The following is a 23,506-nucleotide window of genomic DNA, read 5'->3' on the forward strand; positions in this document are numbered from 1 at the left end:
GTTTTTAAAAAAATGTAAAAATTTTAAAAAAAAAAAAAAAAAAAAAAAAAAAAAAAAATCAGATACTACTCTCCTCTTCTAATAAAGAATTTGTTTCATCTCCACGCGGCAGCTAAACCCGCTTTTCTCCTGGCAAAAAGAAAAATCGTTTGCCTTTCTCCATTTCTGCCAATACTGATTAAAGAGGTGAGACTATGACTATGTTCGATTTGATCGCAATAGGAATGGATAAATGGCAGCATTTCCTTTTTTACGGATTCATTTCTTTTATAATTTCGCTTATGATGAGTCTTCTACCGCCGCTCGCCAATGGACTGAGGCGCATTTCTGCTGTTTGGTTTACGCTAATCGTTGTGAGTCTACTTGAAGAATACAGGCAGTTATTTCTACCAGACAGAACGGCAGAACTTTTAGACGGACTCGCAAATATCGCGGGCGTTTCTGTTGGAGTCGTTATTCCGCTTTTTCTTCATTTTATTTGGAGATTCTGCTATCAAAAGCGTGTCCGAGTAAGAAGTGTTCTTTCATTTTGGACAATTGTTATCGTTGTTTTTACACCGTTATTATATGGTCTGTCAGCTTTTGAAGAGCCGATTCCTCCAAAAGCGGCCAAGTCTCCAAGCGTCGTGGAAACGAGCGCATTAGTAAACAGCGCTTCTTCAGCACATTCAATTGTCACTCCCGAAGAAATCTTGCAGAAATACTATCCACCACTAGAAGAACTGCGAGATTACGCAAAAAACGAGATGGAACAGCTTGCATCTGAAGCTGTGAAAGAATATAAGGAAAAAGAAATGTCGTTTAACGCTCTTGTTGCTGCATATATAATTCAGGGAAATGCTCTCGAGAAGGAAATTGACGAGGAATTTCAACACATTTATGAAAACGCGAAACGTGCTCTTCAAGACCACCACTATGATCCAAGCTATGCGGATAAATTGAAAAAAGAATACGAAGAAACAAAAAAAGCGGCCAAAACAAATATTCTACAGAAATCATTAGGAGAGCTGTTTTAGATTTTATTGCTTCGTTTTTCATCCATTGCGTAAACCTTTTTATTATTTTTTCAAACTAGGAAATGCTGGTGGGTCTAACCCACCAGCAGGACAGATAAGCCTTCATTTGGTTTATTTTTAAAGGGATAAGCTAATATTTACTCTAATTTAGGTATTGGCAGAAACCCAAACAAGGAAAAAATTAGATCATGAGCCTTGAGAAAAATTGCTCTTATTGATAGTGATTTTGGTTCAATGGATATTGAGAAAATTGCTGCTGCGGCTGAAATTGCTGCTGCTGCGCTGAAACTTGGGATCTCCAAGGTTGTTGTCCTATTACTTGCTGCTGCTGTTGCGATACTAATTGAGACATACGTTGAAGCTCTTGATTTAATTGATTACATAATTGATTCAGCTGTTGAATTTGCTGCACTGCCTGTGATTCATGTTGAGCAATTTGTTCAATCTGATTGGCAAATTGTCTTAATTGAGAGCCGTTTCTTTGTTCTGAACTTTGCATTTGTTGAAGTGTGTTTTGAATTTGCGAAATAATTTGTTGGTTATGATACATAAAAAAACCTCCTTTAGTCATTTAAAACTTTAAATGGGTATTTAAACCCAAGAGTTATTATGAGCAGGAAATCAAAATAATATGTTTACCAACATCTTCCTTCTGATTTACTATAAAGTATTTATGCCAAAAGTTTATGTATATGTTCATCTAATAAGTAAATATTAAATAATGCATAAAGGAGGGAACCCATTTGGATAAAAAAACAAAAGAAGGTATCAAAAACTTGGAGCGAAAAGCAACACCAGAAGATTTTGCTGTTGCAGAAAAGGAACGCGCTTCTAAAAGGAAAAATCGTATTCCAAAAATGTAGGATCATCTCACTATAATTTTAGGAGATGATCGCAACCGAAATCACCGCTATTATTACTACGACTTAATTTGAATCATGACAAACTAAAAAATCCAGCCCATATTCTCACTTCTTTTGTGAGAGCGGACTAGATTGTTACTTTTATTTATTGTAAAAAACACTCTCCAGCCTTCCCCCTATTTTGTCCTCTCCACATGTACAAAATAGGAGGAATGTCTTTTTGCGGAGTCAGACCCCTTTAGTATATGTAGTATGCCGCAAGAAGAGCGGCTGACCATTATTAATTAGTATTGTGAAAAAAACCATCCTAAGTCTTTATTAAAGACTTAGGATGGTTCTTTTTTACAGAGTACTTCCTCATAGTGCATAACTTGTCTATAATGAAAAATTTTACATTCTTCAGGATAACCTGGACGATCTGTTTTTGGTGAATAACCCCACCTCAGACAAAAAACAGGGATATTGCAAAGTTAACGGCGTACAATAAACCACGGATTCAACAAATTCTCTTTATTATACTCAAGCTTCTCACCACTATCTGTCCTCGTCACACTCGCTCCTGACAATACAGAAATGGCTTGTCCAGCGCCTGTATCCCACTCCATTGTTGGCGCAAAGCGTGGATAAACATCAGCCTTCCCTTCAGCAACTAAGCATAACTTAAGCGAGCTGCCTGCTGAAGTGATTTCAACTTCACCTACTTCTTTCTTCAGTTCATTAATATATGCTTCTGTTTCAGGTGACATATGGGAGCGGCTTGCAATCACGGTTGTATGTTCTCGATCTTGTTTAAGAGGTAAAGCGGTAGAAACTTCAACTAATTTACTGTCCTCAACTTGACCATTAATCTGTTTTTTACACTTTTCTAACTTGTAAGCTCCTAAACCTTGTTTCGCAAAATATACTGTCTCAAGAACCGGTGCATAAATAACACCAAGTACTGGTGTTCCATTATGGATAAGAGCAATGTTTACGGTAAATTCTCCATTACGTTTAATAAATTCTTTTGTGCCGTCAAGCGGATCAACTAACCAAAAATACTCCCAATCTTTGCGTTCTTCATACGCTAAATGGTTTCCTTCTTCACTTAAAATGGGTATTTCAGGATATAATTTCGTTAACCGATCCGTAATCACTTCATTTGCCTTTTTATCCGCCATCGTTAACGGTGAATCATCCGCTTTACTTTCAATGCCAAAGTCTGCAGATTCATATACTTCTAAAATTTTATCGCCTGCTTCGATCGAAATCTTCACAATATCATTGATAGTAATCGTCTCAATCATTTCTCTATCCCACCTTTATTTTATGTAGTAAAAAGGTCACTAAGGAGTAAAACCTCTAGTGACCTTCAGTGTTAGGCATTAATATAATTCTTTTCGATTAAGTAATTAATGATTTGGTTCACAGACTCTTCAAGTGACTGTTTGTCTGTTTCCACAACGATTTCAGGATTTTCTGGTGCTTCATATGGCGCATCAATTCCAGTAAAGCCTTTGATTTCACCTGCACGAGCTTTTTTATATAATCCTTTTGGATCACGCTTTTCACACTCATCAACACTACATTTCACGTAAACCTCAATGAATTCACCTTCATTGTTTAGTTCACGAACCATATCACGGTCTTCACGGTATGGAGAAATAAAGGCTGTTAATGTGACTACTCCCGCATCAACAAATAATTTGGATACTTCACCAATGCGGCGAATGTTTTCAGTACGATCTTCCGGGCTGAAGCCTAAGTTTTTATTTAAGCCGTGACGGACATTGTCTCCATCAAGAATATACGTATGAATGCCGCGCTGATGCAATTCTTTTTCAACCGCTACAGATACAGTCGATTTTCCTGCACCTGAAAGTCCTGTAAACCATAGCACTGCACTTTTATGCTTCGTTAAACTTTGACGATCCTGCTTTGTTACCTGCGCTTCATGCCATGTGATGTTTGTTGATTTCATCTTTTCTGATTCCTCTCCTTATAAAGTCCAAGCCATATGAACGTTAAGTTTAACTGCAGCGAGTTAAACTTAACGAAATTTTCATTTTAAAATTGGAACTATTTTAATTCCTTAGTTCGTTTCCTGCATCCCTCTGATTAGAACTTCAGCCACTTCTGGACGTGAAAATTCTTTTGGCGGCTTCTCTCCATTGCGAAGCATTTCACGAACTTTTGTACCACTTAAATGAACATGCTCTTCTTTGCCGTGTGGGCAAGTTTTTGCTGTACCCATGTTGCCGCATTTTTTACAGAAGAATGAATGCTCAAATTTTAGAATTGTAATGCCGATTTCTTCCTGCGTAAAGTTATTAAAGATTTCTTGTGCATCATATGTGCCGTAGTAATCACCAACACCAGCATGGTCACGGCCAACGATAAAGTGCGTGCAGCCGTAGTTTTTACGTACTAATGCGTGCAGAATTGCTTCTCTTGGACCTGCATAACGCATTGCTGCTGGGTAAATAACAAGACGAGAGCGATCTGCTGGGTAGTAGTGCTTTAAAATAACTTGATAACTTTCCATACGAATTTCAGCGGAAATATCATCAGATTTCGTTTCCCCAACAAGCGGGTTAAGAAGTAAACCGTCAACGATTTCTAATGCACTCTTTTGAATATATTCATGGGCACGGTGGACAGGATTACGTGTTTGGAATCCTACAACTGTTTTCCAGCCAAGATCTACAAACATTTTGCGTGTTTCGCTTGGATCTTTGTAGAAATCAGTAAACTGACCATGATCCGGGCGGTTTACTAATGTAATTGGACCTGCTAAGTAGACTTCACCTTTTTCATATACTTTCTTTACACCAGGGTGCGCATCTTCTGTTGTACCGTAAACGTTCTGAGCTTCAGTCTTTTTGTCATATGTGTACTTTTCTTCAAGCTGAAGTGTACCATATACAACACCATCTTCACCTTTAAGGGCGATTTCTTGACCAATCTCAAACTGATCTGCCTGCTCTTGAGTGACAGGTAATGTAATTGGAATACTCCAAACCGTGCCATCCGCAAGGCGCATTTCTTTTACAACACGCTCATAATCAGCTTGCCCCATAAACCCTGTAAGCGGGCTGAAGCCGCCGATTCCGATTAATTCTAAGTCAGAAACTGCCCATGCGGAAATCGTTAAAGAAGCTAACCCTTCAGCTTGTGCAAGCTTTTCTTCACGCTCTTTCCCCTGCAGCTCACGATTTACTAATGCACCGCCATGAGCAGCAATTGTTTCGTTGTTTTCTACTGTAGTTGTTGACATAATAATATACACTCCTTTTAGTTACTAAAGCTATTTTAACATTTATATATTGTTTGTCAGTATTAGAATTTGAATTTTCAAAATCTAATATACTCGAAAAGAAATAACCTCTCCAGCTCATCCTATAAAAACATAGCGCCGTTACGTCTTCTGTTTGGTAAAACAGTGCCTGTCACGGAAACTAAATCCATACAGTCATAACCATGATAATCGTTGTGATCATAACGAGCAAGCTCAGCGGTAAACCGACTTTAATATAATCTGTAAACTTATAGCCGCCCGGGCCGTAAACAATTAAATTCGTTTGGTAGCCGATCGGAGACAGAAAGCTGGCTGAAGCTCCAATCGTAATTAACACTACAAAACCCATTGGATCAACATCTAATCGATTCGCTGCTTCTACCGCAATTGGAAACATTAAGACCGCGGCCGCATTGTTTGTAATCACTTCTGTGAAGATCACCGTTAAAATATATAAAAAGAATAAAATACCAATCATCCCAAGCGGTTCAGCAACTGTAATTAAATGATTCGCCATGATTTCGGCGGCGCCGGTTTTAAACAATGCGGTCCCAATCCCTAAAGCACTCGCAATTAGTAATAATACATTGAACTGCACGTTTTGTTTTGCGCTTTCCGGTGAAACAATCTTTAATAATAAATAAACAAGAACCGTTATACTCATCGCTTTAAACATCGAAATCACATCAAAGCTTACCAATAAAATCATCGCTAGTAACGTCGAAACCGCAATCCAAGCTTTTTTCGTATCCACTTTATTTAAAAGAGGATGATCGTTTAACTGGGTCACCACATAAAAATCATTTGACTGCATCACCCGCTCTGAAAAGTCAGAACCTGCAAGCAGTAAGAGCGTATCGCCCGGCTTTAAAACAATATCGCCAATTTTATTATTAATTCTTTCATTGTTTCTATGAACAGCTACCACACCAGCATCATATTTTGCACGAAATTGGGTATCTTTAATCTTCTTATGCAGAAGCGAAGATTGGTGCGATACGACTACTTCAACAAGCTGTCCGTTTCCATTTTTTAATTTATCGAGTGTTAAATTAGTTCCTGTTTTTAATTCAAGTCCCTTTTTCTTCTGGAGCTCCGCAATCTTTGAAATCACGCCTGTAAAAATTAACCGATCATTAAATTTAAGCTTTGTTGAATGTTTCACAGGATAAATCTTTTCATTTTTTCTTATAATCGCAATTAAATATAAGCCATCAAGATTTCTTAGACCCGCTTCTTCCACCGTTTGATCAACTAATGGATTATCGAGAAATGGATAATTTTCTTCCACAATCATTTCAATTAAATATTCACGGCTTTTTTCTTCTATCGTTTCTGTTAACACCTTATGATTAGGAAGGATATTATAGCCGATTGTCACAAGGTAAATAAGCCCTAAAATACTAGCCGGCAAACTGGCGATCAGTAATGTAAATAAGGAATAGCCTTCCATTCCCCGATCAAGCATAAGCCCATGAATAACTAAGTTCGTAGAGGTTCCCATCAGCGTTAAAATACCGCCTAAAATAGAAGCATATGACAATGGAATTAAAAACTTTGACGGCGACAGATTATGTTCAGCACACCATTTTCGGATAATCGGCGTTAACGTAACAACAATCGGTGTATTATTTAAAAAAGCTGATAGCCCTGAAATCGGCAAAATAAATTTAAAAAGCGCCTGCCTTTCAGATTTCACATCCCCTAACAACCGTGTCATTCCTTGTTCAACAAGCCCTGTTTGCTGGATCGCCCCCGCAATAATAAAAAGCAGGGCAACCGTCAGCATCCCTAAATTTGAAAAACCTGCGACAGCTTCTTCCGGAGTTAAAATACCCGTTACGAGAAAACTCACTAACGCTACAAAAACAATCATATCAGGACGAGCGAATTCCGTAATTAATCCGATCATCATTAAAAACACAACGACTAATACAAAAATGATCTCCCATGTCATAAAACGAATTACACCCCTCCACGATCTTTCTTTATATTAAGTAATTTTAAAGCTTATTATTCCTAGTTGTCAACTATGTTTTAGAGGTATTATACGTCCTATTCATCTTGAGCATTGATGATACCTACATTCATCCTCTCCATATGGACAAAATAGGGGAAATGTCTTTTTGCGGGGTCAGACCCCTACCTACTAAAGACCTATTAAAGCCCTATTCCTTCATTATATGTACGTCCCTGTGAAAAACGAAACTCGCAATATGCCGTTCGCTCGATTTGCTTCTTTAATACATAAAAAGAAACCCCAAGCTCTAATGTTTGATTATTTTTAAAAACGACGATCGATTTATTTTTAAACGGCCTAATTTCCTTTACATGATGATAAAAGATCCACACATTTTCAAATTGAATTGGCGCGTGTGTTGGAAAAGCATAGATGTTCTCAAGCAGTGAGATTGGAATAGGAATTTTTTCACAAATGTTTGTATGATAGATGACCGCTTTCTTTCTTCCTTCATATGTAGAACCGCCATCAAGACAGCCAGACCGGATTAATTCCATTGGTATTTTTTCTGAAAAGTACTCTCCGCTAAGATCAAGAATTTTCGAGCCGTAACTTTCATGTGCCGCTGAAAAAATCGCCATCGTTCCTTTAGAAATTTCATACCCATCACTGTATCTTTTCATCAGATCGTCTCTCCCTTACTGCGCGCGCTCTTTAGATAAGCAGCTTATCGAAATTTTTTTGGAATAACCACAGATTGTACAGAAAAAATGAAAAACGCCGGGCTTTTTATAAATGCTGTGAACCTTGAATTCATCACATCTTTTACAGTGAAGCTTAAGCTTTGAAAAGTAATGTTGTTTTTTCATTTTTTCTCTCCCTCGCTTTTCCATATTCCGTTTTTACGCTGATTGATCGTTTTAAGCCGAGCGCGATCCATTAACAGCAAGGCTGTTTCATCAAGATCCCGATTAAAGTACTCAGCAATTGCTATTAGTGACTTTCCTTCTCTCCATAACGCGTCAAAAATGCGTACGTCTCTTTCACTCCAATGAAAATCGAGCTCTTCAAGTGCTGTATAAATGACACCGCGCTCCTCTTTCATATAGCTCCGTTCAAGCATAGCAGTTGTATTTCCTTCTACTTTCATACTTCATCCCCCCTGCCGCTCCTTTTATTCAAACAACTCTCCCTACACCTTTCATAATTTCGCTTTGTTACAAAATCGAAATGCAGTTCATGTTTGCTACAAAGCACCCCTTTATTCAATTTTCCGTCTTAAAATAATAGGATTTTGTTACTCTTAGATGAGAATCTTCTTCTTTTAAATCGATCTTTGGTGAACTGAAGCTCTATGATGAAGGTTTTAAGAAGGTGTTCTAAAGCTTTTGTAAGTGATCATGGAGGTAAATGACGTTATGGTTCTTTCTTTTATTATTTAATACAGATTCACGACAGATATTATTTTCTAATTTACCATTTTCAAAGACTTCTGCTAAATCACGCATATAATAAATATCTGCTTGATTTCCAGGTTGGATAATGAAATCGATAAATCCAAGGTTTTTTAGTTCTTGACGCGCTCTTCGAATCATGAGCTCACATTCACCCGTTTTTCCCATTAAAAAATGTGTCCCAACAGAAAACTCAGGTGCACCTCCATTTTTCACAACAAGGTACATAAGAGCATGCCAAAGAACCACAGCAGGTACAGATGGCGGTAACGGATTGGTTTCCATCCAATCATAAAACTTTTTTAACTGCGTCAAATAATCCATTGTGCCAACTCCGTCTCATTTAATTTTTTTAAAAAGCACATGTTGACTTAACTTAGTGGTTGCTGACTGCTCTACACAGCCTTTCATTTGTCACCTCTTAATGGATTTTTAACAATGATGAAGGAATTTCACATGATGAAAGTGATGAATGAATACGTGGGTATAATCTTAGCTGACCTCTGAAGTAAAACAATATTATCTCTCTGTAATCGTTTCTTCCTTCCACTCCTCCTCTTAAGTCTCAGTTATTTGGAAATCATTTCATTTTAAAATATTTCCTTTTTTATCATAAAACGACATTTTCCGCTTGTCAACAAGTTTTTCTGATTACTCAGAATTTTCTGTATAAAGAAGATCTAAAAGCTATTAAAATACTGCTTCATAAAGACATCAGCAGCACTCCCTTTCCTCAACTCACTCACTTTTTAATGTTTATAGCTTTAATTAAAAATCACTCATTAATTCCCTGCTTATTCTCCTCTCAACGATTGATTTCTTTAGCATAATTTAACAACATTTATATTATACATACAAAATTCGATAAATGCTCCTATTTTATACCCTAAAAATTGTAAAGTTTTTGTTAAGACGCCTTTATAATTCTTTAACATTTCCTCTTCCTTCCTGCTGCCGCCAAGAAAATCCCAGCTCTTCTCCCCCATTTCCTGCCTTTCACACTATATAAAATATGACCCCATTTTCCACAAGGAGAGGATTTTATGAAATCAGGACATATTCAGCAGTTCACCCATTTAAGTGAATTCACAAACCTCAATGAATTTAACAATACCATCAAAAGCTTCCTTCAAAAACATGAACAAGATTTTACAAAAAGCGAGCGCATCGCCTTTAAACACCTTACCCGCTACAGTGCCAAAGTACCCGGCGTCTGCAATGCAAGAATCGGAAAACTTGTTTCCGCCTGCCATAAAAACGGTGAAACAATCTCACGCTCCACATTTGAACGAATGCTCTCGAAAGCAAAAAAACTAGGCATTTTAACCGTACATCATACGATCCGAAAAGAAGGCGGCATGGCCCATAATGTCTTCATCTTTCACCGCTTTGACGGAGCGCCTTCAGGAAAATTGACAGAGCGTTCAATGACCGAAAATCCTTTAGAAGACAAATCTCAAGAGCGAAAATCACCTTCAGAAACTATTTCTTTTAAAGCTAATTTAAAAAATAAAAACCATCGTCCTAGTCACGTTACTCTCGAACAACTCGATTACACGTACACACCTTCAAACATTCCAAACGAGTTCATACAAGCAGTGAAACCTTTTTTTAGAAAAGCAAAAGACATCCACAATCTGTGGCAGCGGGTCATGATTGCTTACCGCCGCTTCCAAATCGCTGAGCCTGTTGACATCTATATCCAAACGATTATCACTGCCTTCAAGGAAACCGTCTTTCGCTATAAACGCGGCACGATTAAAACAACCTTTACCCAATATTTTTACGGCACAATCGCCAATTTATTTGCGGTCGAAAAAAGACGCGAAACCGCAGCAACCGTGCTTACATATGACTGGCTAAACCAATAATCATCTCTAAAAAAATTTGATACATACTGCACAAATGATGCCTGTATCATCCTCGATATGTGACGTATCCCCTTAGGAAACGTCATATATAAACGCTTTCAAACAACCCATACGTGACGTTTACGCATATGAACAAATTCCAAAAACCTTATACAGTTACATTACCGGCGGAAAACATAGAATGCGCGCATTCAAAAAGGAATGCACATGAACAGAAACAACTGCTCTTTCGAAAAACTTGTAAATGCCTATGAACCGATGATCAAAAAACAAATTCGCTCACTCAACATCCACAGCAATCATGACACCTACTATCAGCTCGGCTTAATCGGCTTATGGGAAGCATATGAACGATTCGACCCTGAAAAAGGCAAATTCTCAACATTCGCAATCACAACCGTACGCGGAAAAATGCTTTCCGAACTTAAAAAAGACACGAAATACCTTGAACACCATCACGTTGAAGACTACACCACATCTCTTACAGCCGTTGATGAACAAGCCCTAATCCCACTTGAAAACGAAATCATCGAAGCCTACTTAACAGGACTCAACCAAGGCGAAAGAAAGTGGGTCCAGCTCGGCATCTTAAACGGCATGAAAATAAAAGAAATCGCAGCACAAGAAGGCACCCCTTATGAAACCGTAAAATCATGGCGAAAAAGCGCATTAAGGAAAATGAGAGAAAATGCAGTGAGGGAAGCACAATTATTTTAGAATAAAGGATTATCAGCAAAAAAAACAAAAAAGTCATGTGAGCTTGTCTGGATAAGCGGTTTTTGAAAACACAATAAAAAACCAGCAAACAGACAGCTCATATGACTAAAAAACCGAAAAATTCCTCGGGCGGTGCCTCTCACCCTGTCAAACTATTTATCAGCTGTTACTTCGTTAGAAAAAACTGATCAAATATAAGTTTTGAATATCTCTTAACTTCATGGAGACCGGTATCAATTCCATGTCTTATAAATTCGTTTTTGGACATCGGAGCATCATCTCTTAATTGAAGTGTATGAGGGTCAAGTTCCCAATTTTTGATGATTTTTTTACGCCATCTTTGATATTTGTACTTTTTTCCCTGAACCAAGGTCCAAAATCCCATCCATGCTGATTAGAGAATGAAACAGGCTCCTTAGATCCTACTACAACTTCCTTTGGCAGACCAAAAAATTCACCAGAAGTCTGCTCTGGATTTCCTAGTTGGACTAAATCATCTGCTATTGTTAATATTTTCAATAATTCATAGGATATATCTGGACGCTCCTCTGTATCTAGTAAATATCCTTGAAGCTTGCTTTCCAGCTCTTTACTAAGTTCAAGAATCTTTGCTGCAGCATGTACTACTGGTGATGAATAATCACTCATGTGAATGGCTCCTTATTATATTAGTTATATATAATTATAATATCATTCACACCACTAACAATCTATTACTTCATTATTTTGTAGAATGCGAAGTAATAAATGCCGCTTTACCGCGCAGCTTGTAATCCGTCATTGTCGCCGGAACAATAAAATGATCACCTTTTTTGAACGAATAAGTTTGATCACATACTAACAATTCACCTTCACCATCTAACACACTCATTAACAAGTAGTTATTCTCATTTTTCTCCGTTACATCCCCGTCCAAAGTCCAATGGTAAACTGTAAAATAATTCTCTTGAATTAATTTCTTACTTCTTAATCCTTCTCTTACATCCTCTACAACTTCAAATGAGGCATCTTGATGCGGAATTGTTGATACCTCAATCGATTTTTCAATGTGAAGTTCACGCGTATTGCCTTCTGCATCAGGACGATCATAATCATACACACGATAAGTTGTATCAGAGCTTTGTTGGGTTTCAAGAATCATAATGCCCTTCCCGATCGCATGAATTGTTCCGCTTGGCACATAAACAAAATCACCCGGTTGAACCTGCACCTTTCTCAATAAGTCATCCCAGCGTCCATCTGCAACCATTTGTTCAAACTCTTCTTTCGACTTTGCATGATGACCATAAATCAACTCAGCGCCTTCTTCACAGTCAATAATATACCAGCACTCTGTTTTACCATACTGTTCACCCTCAACTTCTCTCGCATAGTGATCATCGGGATGAACTTGAACAGATAAATCATTGTTGGCATCAAGAATTTTCACTAATAACGGAAACTCTTCGCCTTCTTCATTCGCAAATAACTCACGATGGCTGTCCCATACTTGATCAAGCGTTTTTCCCTTTAACGCGCCATTTAAAATTTCACAAGGACCGTTTTGATGCGCTGAAATCCCCCAACATTCGCCCGTTTCATCTGAAGGGATATGATAACCAAATTTCTCTTTCAGCGCCGTACCGCCCCAAATACGTTCCTTAAATACTGATTTTAAAAAAATAGGCTCTTGATACATCAATCTATTCCTCTCTTTCATTTCTTTATCTTACTAATTTTTTAGCCAATTTCGACATCCACACCATATAAAAAAAGAGGGAATATCCCTCTCTTTTATAACTCGCTTAATAAATTTACCACCTGTTCTTTGCTTGATGCTTCCAGCAAACTAGCACGAAATTCATCATCCATCAGTTTTCTTGATAACAGCTGCAGAATCTTTAAATGGTCATCTCCGGCATTCTGCTCCGGAACCGCGATCATGAAAATGAGATTCGCATCGTCTCCATCCATACTATCCCAATCCACTCCTGCTTTTTTAATGCCAAACGCTACTCTTGCTGATGTAACAGCATCTGTTTTGCCATGAGGAATGGCAATGCCAAAGCCAATTCCTGTACTGCTTTGTCGTTCACGCTCATAAAGCGCCGTTTTAAATCCCTCTTTATCAACTAAAGCACCTGACGCATCCAGCATAGCAATCATTTCATCCATAACCGCTTCTCTTGTTGAGCCTTCTAATTGTAATGCAATAAGATCTTCTGTAATTAAATCGGTAAAATTCATCCTTGCTCTTCCTTTCATAAATGATTTAGTTCACTTCTTCCACATCTACTGTCTTTTTGATTGCGTTAACTAAAAACGCAGTTACAACTGAGCCGATAACAATCGCGAGTAAGAACAGCGGTACATGTCCAACCGCTTGAAATAAAGCAACAACTGGACCGCCGTGCGGAACACTATCTGTTACTTGACCTAACATCGCAATAACTGCCCCAACGATTGAACCGATCATAATGCTTGGAATAACACGGAGCGGATCTCTTGCAGCAAAAGGAATCGCTCCTTCTGTAATTCCGACAAGTCCCATTGCTAATGCCGCTTTTCCTGCTTCTTGTTCTTCTTTAAGGTATTTCTTTTTATTTAATACTGTTGCAAGACCTAATCCTAACGGAGGAATACAAATGGCTGTCGCAACAGCGCCCATAATATACGCATTTCCTTCACCAATCATTGCTGCTCCAAATAAGAAAGCAACTTTATTAACCGGACCACCCATATCAAAAGAAATCATTGCCCCTAAAATAATCGCTAATAAAATTTTGCTTGAACCTTGCATACTATTTAACCAGCTTGTTAAGCCTTCCATAATACCTGCAATTGGTTGACCCAGAATAAAGATGAACACAACAGCAACTAATAACGATGATAAAAGCGGAATAACCAAAATCGGCATAATCGGCTGAATCATTCTTGGAACTGGAATTTTCTTAATGCCTTTGGCAATATAACCTGCTAAGAAACCTGCAATAATTCCACCAATAAATCCTGCACCTGCTTCACTTCCGTAGAAACTACCATTTGCTGCAATATAACCACCGATCATACCCGGCGCAAGTCCTGGGCGATCTGCAATACTTACGGCAATAAAACCTGCCAAAATCGGCACCATAAACATAAACGATGCAGCCCCAACATCAAGAATCGTTTGCCACACAGAACCTTCAGGAATGACTAATCCATTTGGTGTTGGCTCTCCACCAATGGCTAGTGCTAAAGCAATTAATAATCCTCCAACTACTACAAATGGAATCATATAGGAAACGCCATTCATCAAACTGCGATACAAAACATTTTGTTTTTCTTTACGTTCATCCTTTATTTCTTTAACACTTTTTAATGTGTTTTCTTGTGCATTGCCATATACAGCAACTTCCCCGTCTTGGAACATTTTAATTAACTCTTCCGGGCGGCGAATACCGTCAGCAACTTTCGCTTCTAATACTTTTTTGCCATGAAAACGACTTTTATCAACTTGTTTATCTGCTGCAATAATAATACCGTCAGCCTCTTGAATTTCTGCTGCTGTTAATTCATTTTCCACTCCAATTGAACCTTGTGTTTCAACTTTCATCTCAATGCCCAGCTTTTCAGCAGTTTTTGATAGTTTTTCAGCTGCCATATACGTATGGGCAATCCCATTTGGACATGACGTAATCGCTAATAATTTCAATTTCGTTTCCCCTCTTTCTTATAACGTTTTATAGAAATCTCTGGTATTTTTCTGCTTTCTTAACTCATTTAATTTGTCTTCATCTTCAACTAAATTCGCAAGCTCTTTAAACAATTGCTTGACTTCTTCCTTATCAGACAGCTTATTGGCAAGCATAAAGACAAACGTAATTTTCTCGCCTTCCCATTCAATCTCTTTATTCAGCCTCGCAATCCCAATTACTGATTTTCCAATTAATTGCGGATCACCATGCGGAATGGCAATGCCGCCGCCAATCACTGTAGAAGAAATCTTTTCTCGCTCTGTTGAACTTGTTCCATAATCAGCATGAACATAGCCTCTCTCACTTAGCTGCTCTCCTAAATAAGAGATCACATCAAAACGATCATTGAAGTCTACATCAAGGAAAATTAACTCTTCAGAAACCAACGTTTTTAACAATGGATATGCTGTTTCCTTTTCTGGAAATGGGGAATGCAATTCTTTTAAAAAGTTCTTCAATTTTTCCCTCTCGTATTCCAACAAAAGTGGTGTAACTGTTAAAGATGGCAAATCTCGGTTTTTCAACGGAACAGTACTAATTAAGACGTCTGGATTTTTTTGTTCAATCTTCTTTTTTAACTGAAACGTTGAAACCGTATCAACAATCATTAAATTTGAAAAATAACGTTCAAGCTTTGCTTTTAACAGCTGTGATGTCCCTGTTCCTGTTGGACAAACGATTAATGCCTTCGTTATCTTTTGCTGCTGCTTTTGTACCCGTTCTAATGCAGCCTGTACATGCAGTGTAATATAAGCCACCTCATCTTCTGGAAGTGAAATCTTAAATGCGTTTTCAATTTCCGGTATAAAAGAAAAGATAAGGTCAAATGGATAACGGTACATTTTTTTAATTTCTTTTAGCATCGGATTTGAGACACTTAGTCCATGTCTTAAACGATTTAACGTTGCATGTAAATGAACAGATAATCCAATTAACAGCTCTTTATCTTCAAGTAACGACACATCAATCACTTCTGCCGCTTTTTGAATAATCATTCTCGAAGCACTTAATGCCTCAGAATCAATTTTTTGAAGCGATTCTTCCACATGTTCATGTTCCATGGAATGATCATAATGAAAACGTGCCCCTAATAAATGCAGCGTCATATAACCCACTTCATCGTTTGGAATTTTGACAGCAAGAATTCTCTCTAGTGATTCAGCAAGCTGAAGGGCTAATGCGTACTCCTTTTTCTCTTGAAGCTCTACAAGCTCTTCTTGCGGCATGATAATGCCATACCCTAACTTAATTCGTTTCACAGCAATTGCTAAATGAATCGTTAAATTCGTCATTGCTTGATCCGTAAACTGAAAATCAAGTGCTCTTTCGATTTTCCTAATCTCCGTTTCAATCAGTGAGTAATCATATGAACTAATTACTTCTTGAAGCACATTCTCCTGAAGTGAAACAAATGAAAGTTGATTAGCTGATACATCAATCACTTTAGATAAAGCAGTACGCCAAGCTTTTTCTTCTCCTTCTACCTTTAAACCTAAATTCGGTTTTCGTACAAGTCGTAAATCAAAAGAACGCATCCAATGTTCAACTTCAATTAAATCTTGTCCAATCGTTGATTTACTAACATAAAACAAATTCGCAAGCTGCTGCATCGTATGAACTTTGTCTGCTTTTAACAAAATCTTAATTAACTCATTTCTGCGCTCATTTTGACTAATGTCGTGTTGTTCTGTACCAATCACCTCTTGCAGGAGTTCTTTTCGATCAATCTCATGCGCATTTAGAAAAATTCCTACACTCGGTTTTCGGATAATTTCAACTTTCGGGTAATTTCCAAGCCATTCATCAAGCATTTTCAAATCATTTCGAATCGTCTTCTCCGAACAATCCAAACGCTTCGCAAGTGAATCAACTGATAAATACCCGTTTGACTTTAGCAAAATAAGCAAAATCTCTTTTTGTCTTTCAAGCATATTCTTCACCACCAATTAAGAAGAAAGCTTTCTTGTAAGCCTTTTCTTATTTCTTATTCTAAGCTAGAAAGCCCCTATAAAAAGAACAAATCATTACCGGAAGTTCTGGTAAAAAGTATATTATACAGAAAAATCCATTATTGTTCATCACATAACCAAAAGAGCTTACCGATCATGGCAAGCTCTTTATTGAATATACAATTAAACACATCTAACTAATAGTTTACTTTAGTTGTAGAATGAAAAACAATACATTCAGCTGTTCCGTTTCATCTGTATTCCTTTATTGGCATTGGAATAATAAACTAAGCACCTTTTTATAACATAAATGCGGTAAGTTAAAAATTGAACAGATCTTCACTACTAAATTTATTAACAAATTAACTATTAATTTTCACTTTGCAAAGTTAACCTTATTATCTTTCAAATGCTAGTTTTTTATTTTATAATCAAGTTAAGCCATCCACATTGCCCCATTCCTCTTCAGTCAAATAATCCCACATAGGAGTGAATACTAAAAGTGACAAATAGAAAAGCACCTGACTTAAACCATCTCTCTTCTAATATATCTCTTGAAGATATTGCCGTTGCAATTTATATAGTAAACAAACATGCAAAAGTTGCAGCAAAAACCTCTGATTTGTACTCCATCAAACAAAAAACTATCAAAAGGTTACTTCATGAAGGAAAAGCCCAAAAAGTAGGTCTTCACTTTTCAACAAATCCTAGATTATCACAACAGCATTTAGATGTCCTTGTTAAAGTTGGACATTTTATGTTTCACATTCCTTCAAATAAACTTGATCGAAACACTCTTCCAGTTCTAGGAGAACGGAATGACCTGTTTAGAAATCCAAAAATTCATATGTCTCTAAAAAAAGCAAAGTCCATATTAATTTCCTATATCGGAAAAGATTATACTAATAAAAAGAAGAGAAAACATCATGATAATTCGGGAATTAATTATAAAGGACTTTCAACTTTTCTTAATTCATAATTATTTATAACCCATGGTACTAGTTGAACATTAAAGCTCAACTGCACCGGTGATCCAAAGTGTGTGTGCCATGAGAATCGCTTCTAATGATGTTTCAAAACCAGTTAGGCTATTGGCACGAATCGATGTGATTAAAAAATGCTCAACAAGTACTGAAAATATGGTTTCAATGCGTTTCCTCTTTTGCCTCATCCATATTTGTATCACTTTCGGTAAGACAGGCTGCTTACTGTTCGACCGTAACGGTGTCCAAAGTGAAACGCTATATGTCTCTTGAAGGTTTTGTTTGAGAGTCTGACTAATATAGCCTTTATCTCCTAAGGTTACTGGATGAGGATTTTGAGCAATCAAGTCTTCAGTCACTTCAACATCATGGTAAGAACTTGGGGAAATGACATAACTGGTAATAAGCCCTTTATTGGTGACTTGAATATGTGCTTTAAATCCATAAAAGTAGGTTTTTTTGGATGCACAATAGCCTCTGTCCGCCACTCCTTTAAAACGTTTAATACGTGGGATGCGAACATTATGACAAAGTGGAATTGGTAAACTATCAATGATCGTATACGCACCAACAGGCTGAGATTGGACAATTCGGTAGCGAATCCATTTGATCATCTGCAGTAAATCACGACAACGTCGATTATAACGAGAGCGCTCTGGAAACTGTGATCTCTCAAATAAATTTCCAATGATAAATCGGTGCCAGGATCTCTCTGAATAGAAGCCCAGTAACTTTCCTAAAATATGCACACTAATGATTTCTCCATCTGATTGTTTCAATAAATGTCGGTTTTTACGTTGAAATAGAGATTCTAACTTCACCAGTTCTTTTTCTACTACACCCAGAATCATTTTTAATTGTTTTTGCAGTTTTAACGGATTTTCGGTAAAATGAAAGTACTCTTGCATCGGAAAAACTCCTTCCAAAATGGGGTTTGGTCACTTTCATTTTGGAGGATATTCCGATCAAGGGCTATTTTTATGCTTTTTTATCTAGCACCACGGGTTATTTATAACATGAAACAAAGGTTGACAGCTAAAGTGACACATATGGAAAAGCCAAATGATGGAGCCAAGGGGACGGATTCACCGCCCAAAATAATATTTTGGGCTAGTATCACACCTGCCCCCCTGGCTGCGCTTTCCCTACTTTCTTCTAAAGCTTTAAAACAAGTAGTTTAATGATTACTACTTACATCACCAAAGCTGCCGCCCCAACTACTCCTGCCTTTGTTCCAAGACTCGCCTTAACAACCTTTAGTGATTCCACATTACGTTCAATCACATACTCATTGATTTTTTCAACAACAGATTCATAGAATCCCGGCTGAGACAGAATAACGCCTCCACCAAGAATGAGCAAAGATGGGTTTAAGGCATTAAGAACATTTGCTAACCCAATCGCTAAATAATCCTCTGCTTCAGTAACAACTTCTATCGCTGTCTGATCCTGTCTTTCATACGCTTGAAACACATCTTGTGCAGTGAGAGAATTGGTCTTTGCAAGATCATATAACACATGTGTTTCATCTTGAAGTACTTTTTCTATCATATTGTTGGCAATCCCTGTTCCTGACGAAATTCCTTCTAAACAGCCGCGACGACCGCAGCCGCATAAAGGACCATCTTTTTTCACAATCATCTGTCCAAACTCTCCTGCGCTTGAAGCACTCCCGCTGTACAGCTCCCCATTAATGAGAATGCCGCCGCCAATTCCTGTACTCACGGTTACATACACAATATGCTGATGTTTTTCCGTCACACCAAAGCGGTATTCTCCAACAGCCGCAGCATCAGCATCATTTGCCAAAATCGTATTTAAGCCAAACGCCTTTTCAATCTTTCCTTTCAAAGGATAATTGTGCCATGTTTTTAAATTAGGTGGAGATAGAATAACCCCTTTTTCTCCATCAAGCGGTCCTGGTGCACCGACCCCAATGCCAATTACATTGACTTCATGTTTATCTCTTAGATGAGAGACTTGATTAATAATTTGTTCTACCGTAAAACTTGGACCTTGCTCTACATTGGTTAGAATCGTTTCCTCTGCTAATATTGTTCCATCTTCATTCACAAGAGCGATGGCTACCTTTGTACCACCGATATCAATTCCTACAGCCACATTATGCTTCATTCTACTCCCCCTTCACTTCTTTACTATCACATAAAAGTAACAATAAACACAATTATCAGAAAAACAATCTTTGAATCTTTCTTTCGTTATTTTCATTGTTTTCTCTCGCCAATGACTGGTATCATAAATATGTGAATAATAGGAAAATTTAATTGTCTATCATACTAGAAAGGAAGTTATAGGATGTATCTAATGGACTATCACCATCATACAAACCATTCTTTTGATTCAAAAGCATCAATGGAGGAAGTATGCGAAAACGCCATCAAAAAAGGCATAAAAGAAATATGCTTCACAGAGCACTTTTCCGTAAACCCCCTCGCCCCCACTTATGGTCATATCGATTTTGACAAATATTTTAATGAAATCACTCAATGCCAAGAAAAATTCCATAATCAGCTAATCATAAAAGCCGGCATTGAACTTTGTGAGCCTCACCTGCTTAAGGAACAATATGATGAAGTGCTAAAACCGCTTAACCTAGACTTTATCTTAGGCTCTGTACATAATATCGAAAATCAAAAGTTACGAAAATACTTAGAAAACAAAGAAGGTAATAAAGCCTACATGGGTTATTTTGAAGAAGTGTATAAACTTGTTTGTACAGCCGACATCGATATACTTGCTCATATCGATTTGCTGAAACGCTATGCGATTACAACATACGGAATTTACAATTTCCATGATTTCAAAGAGCTGTTAGAGGCTATCTTAAAAAAGGCAATCGAACGAAACATCGGTATTGAAATCAATATATCCGGACTGAGAGGAAGCTTAAAACAAACGCTCCCTTCGATTGATGTGATCCGATTTTACAAGGAGCTAGGCGGAGAAATACTCACAATCGGTTCTGATTCTCACTCCCCACAATCCGTTGGTGCAGACCTGCACGAAGCAGCCGCAATGGCAAAGGAATGCGGATTTAACCATATCTTCAAATATGAAAACAGAAAACCTATTGCTGTCGAGCTTTGGTAGGATGTAAATTCATTTCACATTAAAAAATGCAAAAGTGCCAATAACGGCTTGAAACCGTTATTGACACTTAGCTGTTTATTGCAAAATAAAAGTGGTTCTTAAATACAAGGGGGGTTTCACCGCCCCACCCTCTCACCTCATTGCCCGCTGTTGTTTTTCTAACACACGTCTTAACGTCATCGCTTCCCAAATCGCTTCATCTGTGGTCTCTTCTTTTCCTTCAAAGTCGACAATCGTCCGCGCTGTTCGAATCACTTTCACCTGAACACGGTTGCTCCACTTCTGCTTCAGGGCACACTGCTGTAAAATTCTCTCCTGCTCGGCTGTTAGCGGACTTAATTCTCTAAGCCTATCAATCGGTACATTCGCATTACAAAGCTCTTCCTCGTAACGTTCATACTTCCTTCGCGAGTAGCTTTTACGCGATCTCGAATTACTTCTGAAGTTTCACTTGTTCCCTTCACTTCTTTTTCAAAATTAACGGGACGAAGGTTTAATAAAATGTCCATCCGATCAAGAATCGGACCAGAAATGCGATTTCGATAGAAATTGATTTGTTTTGCCGTACATGTACAATAATGCATTTGCGAATCAAGATGACCACATGGACAAGGATTCATCGCACCGATTAACATAAATTTTGCTGAGTATGTAACTGTTGAATGATCCCTGCTGATTGTCACCTTACCTGTTTCTAAAGGCTGACGCAACATGTCCAATGTTTTCTTTTGAAATTCAGCCATTTCATCTAAAAATAAAACCCCATGATAGGAAAGTGAAATTTCTCCTGGCTTCGGAGTAGAACCGCCGCCAATAATCGAAACAGCGGATGCGGAAGGATGCGGGTGACGAAACGAAGGGACAGTGAGGTGTGGGTAAGAAACTCCTGCTAATTGGTAAAGACTCATCACTTCAAACTGAGCGTCTTCTGTAAGCGGTGGAAGAATTGATGGAAATGTTTCTGCTAATAAACTCTTCCCACATCCAGGCGTTCCTGACATAAACACATTATGTGCACCTGCTGCTGCAATTTCTAATGCTCGTTTTGCTTGTTGATGACCGTAAATCTGTTGAAAATCTTTCTCGAATTTGTGTAAGGAATTTTCATGAAGTCCTTTTTCTGAAGAAGGTTGAGGTAAAACGAGAGGAAAAGACAATTGACCTTTTAACACTTGTAACAGTTCGTCGAGATTTCGAATAAAATTCAGTTCTAAATCTTTGATTCGATGCAGGGGAAGCTCTGGATCATATGGTAAAAGCAGCTTCGAAATGCTTCTTTCACGCTTTGCCGCTAAAATCGCCGGCAGCAGCCATATTCGTATGTGCGACACCTGCAGGACAAGCAGTAATTACGATAATGTTTTTCATAGTATAAACGCTCCTTTTTATGTTAATTAGTTTTTTGTACGACTAACTCGTCTAATAAATTTAAAATCGTTTCTTTTTGATTAGCATTCATTAAATGATTGCGAAAATCTTCATCCATTAATTTACCGGATAGTGCGGAAAGAATTTGAAGATGTGTCGTTCCACCCTCTGCTGCTGGGATCTCAAGCATAATGACAAATGTTACATCTTGCTCATCTAGAGCATCCCAATGAAACACATCTTGTGCAACGAGAGAATTGGTCTTTGCAAGTTCATATAAATCATGTGTTTTATTTTGAAATACTTTTTCTATCATATTGTTGGCAATCCCTGTTCCTGAAGAAATCCCTTCTAAACAGCTGCGACACGCGACGGTCGCAATCACATAATGGACCATCTTTTTTCACGATCATCTGTCCAAACTCTCCTGCGCTTGAAACACTCCCAATATACAGCTCTCCATTAATAAGAATGCCACCGCCAATTTCCTGTACTAACTGTTACATAAACAATATGCTGGTGTTTCTCTGTGACACCAAAGTGGTACTCTCCTACTGCTGCAGCATCCGCATCATTTGCTAGAACCGTCTTTAAGCCAAACTCTCTTTCAATCTTTTCTTTCACAGAATAATTGTGCCATGTTTTTAAATTAGGTGGAGATAGAATAACCCCTTTTTCTCCATCAAGCGGTCCTAGTGCACCAATACCGATTCCGATCACATTCATATCCGTTTTCCGCAGCAACAATGCTGTTTCTTGAATAATCTGTTCCATTGTCACATTAGAATCTTTCGCAACATTTGTTGGTATCGTTGTTTCGACTAATGTATTTCCCTTCTCATCTACAAGCGCAATCGCTACCTTCGTATCTCCAATATCAATTCCAACTGCTGCATTTCGCATCATAACAACCTCCAAACCAGATCTTTTATTTTAATCTCAAGAATTTACAGTTCAATTGGATCCTAAAAGTAAATGGGGTTAAATTTCATTCCTTATGAACATAACAATACAAAAAGAGAAAAATAAACATGTCTTCTAAGCCTGGGACTTATAAAAATTACTCACCTAAAATTACTCACCTGAATTAAAATTAGAAGTTGTTACACCAGCATGAGCTAGTGAAAGTGGAATTTTAACAAATTTACAATAGAGCTATTCTTAGCTTATAAAAGCATAACAACAAAATGAAGAGGAAGATTTATAAATCATAAGATAACG

The 23,506-nt window shown here is 37.7% G+C and carries 23 protein-coding genes and 1 pseudogene; 6 read left to right on the forward strand and 18 right to left on the reverse strand.

What is annotated here, in order from left to right:
* The first annotated feature begins 194 nt into the window (after nucleotides 1–194).
* On the forward strand, nucleotides 195–1,016 hold the full coding sequence (locus tag DS031_RS14020) for a VanZ family protein (protein WP_142675778.1): 822 nt from the start codon (nucleotides 195–197) through the stop codon (nucleotides 1,014–1,016).
* Between the two features lie 195 nt (nucleotides 1,017–1,211).
* Nucleotides 1,212–1,547, forward strand: coding sequence for a hypothetical protein (locus tag DS031_RS14025; protein ID WP_113806704.1), 336 nt, complete (start codon nucleotides 1,212–1,214; stop codon nucleotides 1,545–1,547).
* Between the two features lie 802 nt (nucleotides 1,548–2,349).
* Here DS031_RS14025 and cysQ read toward each other — a convergent pair.
* The 7 genes from cysQ to DS031_RS14060 form a co-directional block, all read right to left on the reverse strand.
* A complete protein-coding gene (gene cysQ / locus DS031_RS14030) occupies nucleotides 2,350–3,165 on the reverse strand; it encodes a 3'(2'),5'-bisphosphate nucleotidase CysQ (RefSeq protein WP_113806705.1) in 816 nt (271 codons plus the stop codon).
* A 71-nt stretch (nucleotides 3,166–3,236) separates the two neighbouring features.
* Complete coding sequence (gene cysC / locus DS031_RS14035) at nucleotides 3,237–3,839, reverse strand: adenylyl-sulfate kinase (RefSeq protein WP_113806706.1); 603 nt, start codon at nucleotides 3,837–3,839, stop codon at nucleotides 3,237–3,239.
* A gap of 111 nt (nucleotides 3,840–3,950) precedes the next feature.
* On the reverse strand, nucleotides 3,951–5,135 hold the full coding sequence (gene sat / locus DS031_RS14040; RefSeq protein WP_113806707.1) for a sulfate adenylyltransferase: 1,185 nt from the start codon (nucleotides 5,133–5,135) through the stop codon (nucleotides 3,951–3,953).
* A 181-nt stretch (nucleotides 5,136–5,316) separates the two neighbouring features.
* Nucleotides 5,317–7,113: an SLC13 family permease gene (locus DS031_RS14045; protein WP_113806708.1), complete on the reverse strand. Its 1,797-nt coding sequence runs from the start codon at nucleotides 7,111–7,113 to the stop codon at nucleotides 5,317–5,319.
* Nucleotides 7,114–7,316: 203 nt separating this feature from the next.
* A complete protein-coding gene (locus tag DS031_RS14050; RefSeq protein ID WP_113806709.1) occupies nucleotides 7,317–7,799 on the reverse strand; it encodes a competence protein ComK in 483 nt (160 codons plus the stop codon).
* Nucleotides 7,800–7,981: 182 nt separating this feature from the next.
* Nucleotides 7,982–8,266 carry a helix-turn-helix domain-containing protein gene (locus DS031_RS14055; RefSeq protein WP_113806710.1) on the reverse strand — a complete coding sequence of 95 codons (285 nt, stop codon included), beginning with the start codon at nucleotides 8,264–8,266 and terminating at the stop codon, nucleotides 7,982–7,984.
* Between the two features lie 229 nt (nucleotides 8,267–8,495).
* Entirely contained in the window at nucleotides 8,496–8,894 is a 399-nt protein-coding gene (locus DS031_RS14060) for a hypothetical protein (protein ID WP_113806711.1), read from the reverse strand.
* A gap of 719 nt (nucleotides 8,895–9,613) precedes the next feature.
* Between DS031_RS14060 and DS031_RS14065 the strand changes: the two genes are divergently transcribed.
* Nucleotides 9,614–10,441, forward strand: a complete 828-nt coding sequence (locus DS031_RS14065) for a hypothetical protein (protein ID WP_113806712.1) — start codon at nucleotides 9,614–9,616, stop codon at nucleotides 10,439–10,441.
* Nucleotides 10,442–10,648: 207 nt separating this feature from the next.
* The gene (locus DS031_RS14070) at nucleotides 10,649–11,158 is read left to right on the forward strand and encodes a sigma-70 family RNA polymerase sigma factor (RefSeq protein WP_181833167.1); all 510 of its coding nucleotides are present in this window, start codon (nucleotides 10,649–10,651) and stop codon (nucleotides 11,156–11,158) included.
* A gap of 282 nt (nucleotides 11,159–11,440) precedes the next feature.
* On the opposite strand, the gene DS031_RS14075 is transcribed toward DS031_RS14070, so the two are convergent.
* The 4 genes and pseudogenes from DS031_RS14075 to DS031_RS14095 all read right to left on the reverse strand — a co-directional run bounded on the left by DS031_RS14075 (nucleotide 11,441) and on the right by DS031_RS14095 (nucleotide 16,805).
* On the reverse strand, nucleotides 11,441–11,806 hold the full coding sequence (locus DS031_RS14075) for a hypothetical protein (protein ID WP_113806714.1): 366 nt from the start codon (nucleotides 11,804–11,806) through the stop codon (nucleotides 11,441–11,443).
* Nucleotides 11,807–11,879: 73 nt separating this feature from the next.
* Nucleotides 11,880–12,836, reverse strand: coding sequence for a mannose-6-phosphate isomerase, class I (gene manA / locus DS031_RS14080; RefSeq protein ID WP_113806715.1), 957 nt, complete (start codon nucleotides 12,834–12,836; stop codon nucleotides 11,880–11,882).
* Nucleotides 12,837–12,931: 95 nt separating this feature from the next.
* Nucleotides 12,932–14,831 (reverse strand): annotated as a pseudogene (locus tag DS031_RS14090) (fructose-specific PTS transporter subunit EIIC).
* An 18-nt stretch (nucleotides 14,832–14,849) separates the two neighbouring features.
* On the reverse strand, nucleotides 14,850–16,805 hold the full coding sequence (locus tag DS031_RS14095) for a BglG family transcription antiterminator (protein ID WP_113806718.1): 1,956 nt from the start codon (nucleotides 16,803–16,805) through the stop codon (nucleotides 14,850–14,852).
* Between the two features lie 520 nt (nucleotides 16,806–17,325).
* Here DS031_RS14095 and DS031_RS14100 point away from each other — a divergent pair.
* Nucleotides 17,326–17,802, forward strand: a complete 477-nt coding sequence (locus DS031_RS14100; RefSeq protein ID WP_245947426.1) for a YkyB family protein — start codon at nucleotides 17,326–17,328, stop codon at nucleotides 17,800–17,802.
* A gap of 30 nt (nucleotides 17,803–17,832) precedes the next feature.
* On the opposite strand, the gene DS031_RS14105 is transcribed toward DS031_RS14100, so the two are convergent.
* A complete protein-coding gene (locus tag DS031_RS14105) occupies nucleotides 17,833–18,714 on the reverse strand; it encodes an IS982 family transposase (RefSeq protein WP_113806719.1) in 882 nt (293 codons plus the stop codon).
* 283 nt (nucleotides 18,715–18,997) lie between these two features.
* The gene (locus DS031_RS14115; RefSeq protein ID WP_113806721.1) at nucleotides 18,998–19,939 is read right to left on the reverse strand and encodes an ROK family protein; all 942 of its coding nucleotides are present in this window, start codon (nucleotides 19,937–19,939) and stop codon (nucleotides 18,998–19,000) included.
* A 183-nt stretch (nucleotides 19,940–20,122) separates the two neighbouring features.
* Here DS031_RS14115 and DS031_RS14120 point away from each other — a divergent pair, with 183 nt between their 5' ends.
* Complete coding sequence (locus DS031_RS14120) at nucleotides 20,123–20,917, forward strand: histidinol-phosphatase HisJ family protein (RefSeq protein WP_113806722.1); 795 nt, start codon at nucleotides 20,123–20,125, stop codon at nucleotides 20,915–20,917.
* Nucleotides 20,918–21,049: 132 nt separating this feature from the next.
* On the opposite strand, the gene DS031_RS24190 is transcribed toward DS031_RS14120, so the two are convergent.
* The 5 genes from DS031_RS24190 to DS031_RS14140 form a co-directional block, all read right to left on the reverse strand.
* Nucleotides 21,050–21,274, reverse strand: coding sequence for a magnesium chelatase subunit ChlI family protein (locus tag DS031_RS24190; protein WP_245947433.1), 225 nt, complete (start codon nucleotides 21,272–21,274; stop codon nucleotides 21,050–21,052).
* Nucleotides 21,253–22,089, reverse strand: a complete 837-nt coding sequence (locus DS031_RS14125) for an ATP-binding protein (RefSeq protein ID WP_245947435.1) — start codon at nucleotides 22,087–22,089, stop codon at nucleotides 21,253–21,255. The genes DS031_RS24190 and DS031_RS14125 overlap by 22 nt, the downstream gene beginning before the upstream one ends.
* Nucleotides 22,090–22,307: 218 nt before the next feature.
* On the reverse strand, nucleotides 22,308–22,670 hold the full coding sequence (locus DS031_RS14130; protein ID WP_245947427.1) for a PTS sugar transporter subunit IIA: 363 nt from the start codon (nucleotides 22,668–22,670) through the stop codon (nucleotides 22,308–22,310).
* Nucleotides 22,576–22,770, reverse strand: coding sequence for an ROK family protein (locus DS031_RS24660; protein ID WP_113806724.1), 195 nt, complete (start codon nucleotides 22,768–22,770; stop codon nucleotides 22,576–22,578). Before DS031_RS24660 ends, DS031_RS14130 begins: the two co-directional genes overlap by 95 nt.
* Entirely contained in the window at nucleotides 22,748–23,191 is a 444-nt protein-coding gene (locus tag DS031_RS14140) for an ROK family protein (RefSeq protein WP_113806725.1), read from the reverse strand. Before DS031_RS14140 ends, DS031_RS24660 begins: the two co-directional genes overlap by 23 nt.
* Nucleotides 23,192–23,506: the final 315 nt, after the last annotated feature.

It is taken from the genome of Bacillus taeanensis (assembly GCF_003318295.1).
In the GTDB taxonomy this organism is placed as follows: domain Bacteria; phylum Bacillota; class Bacilli; order Bacillales; family UBA6769; genus Maribacillus; species Maribacillus taeanensis.

Excerpts from the sequence above, each read along its gene's own strand:
- DS031_RS14140 (WP_113806725.1), bottom strand. The coding sequence starts at position 23,191 with ATGATGCGAAATGCAGCAGTTGGAATTGATATTGGAGATACGAAGGTA.
- cysQ (WP_113806705.1), bottom strand. The coding sequence starts at position 3,165 with ATGATTGAGACGATTACTATCAATGATATTGTGAAGATTTCGATCGAA.
- DS031_RS14075 (WP_113806714.1), bottom strand. The coding sequence starts at position 11,806 with ATGAGTGATTATTCATCACCAGTAGTACATGCTGCAGCAAAGATTCTT.
- DS031_RS14060 (WP_113806711.1), bottom strand. The coding sequence starts at position 8,894 with ATGGATTATTTGACGCAGTTAAAAAAGTTTTATGATTGGATGGAAACC.
- cysC (WP_113806706.1), bottom strand. The coding sequence starts at position 3,839 with ATGAAATCAACAAACATCACATGGCATGAAGCGCAGGTAACAAAGCAG.
- sat (WP_113806707.1), bottom strand. The coding sequence starts at position 5,135 with ATGTCAACAACTACAGTAGAAAACAACGAAACAATTGCTGCTCATGGC.
- DS031_RS14050 (WP_113806709.1), bottom strand. The coding sequence starts at position 7,799 with ATGAAAAGATACAGTGATGGGTATGAAATTTCTAAAGGAACGATGGCG.
- DS031_RS14055 (WP_113806710.1), bottom strand. The coding sequence starts at position 8,266 with ATGAAAGTAGAAGGAAATACAACTGCTATGCTTGAACGGAGCTATATG.
- DS031_RS14115 (WP_113806721.1), bottom strand. The coding sequence starts at position 19,939 with ATGAAGCATAATGTGGCTGTAGGAATTGATATCGGTGGTACAAAGGTA.
- DS031_RS14105 (WP_113806719.1), bottom strand. The coding sequence starts at position 18,714 with ATGCAAGAGTACTTTCATTTTACCGAAAATCCGTTAAAACTGCAAAAA.
- DS031_RS14065 (WP_113806712.1), top strand. The coding sequence starts at position 9,614 with ATGAAATCAGGACATATTCAGCAGTTCACCCATTTAAGTGAATTCACA.
- DS031_RS14045 (WP_113806708.1), bottom strand. The coding sequence starts at position 7,113 with ATGACATGGGAGATCATTTTTGTATTAGTCGTTGTGTTTTTAATGATG.
- DS031_RS14120 (WP_113806722.1), top strand. The coding sequence starts at position 20,123 with ATGTATCTAATGGACTATCACCATCATACAAACCATTCTTTTGATTCA.
- DS031_RS14070 (WP_181833167.1), top strand. The coding sequence starts at position 10,649 with ATGAACAGAAACAACTGCTCTTTCGAAAAACTTGTAAATGCCTATGAA.
- manA (WP_113806715.1), bottom strand. The coding sequence starts at position 12,836 with ATGTATCAAGAGCCTATTTTTTTAAAATCAGTATTTAAGGAACGTATT.
- DS031_RS14020 (WP_142675778.1), top strand. The coding sequence starts at position 195 with ATGACTATGTTCGATTTGATCGCAATAGGAATGGATAAATGGCAGCAT.
- DS031_RS14095 (WP_113806718.1), bottom strand. The coding sequence starts at position 16,805 with ATGCTTGAAAGACAAAAAGAGATTTTGCTTATTTTGCTAAAGTCAAAC.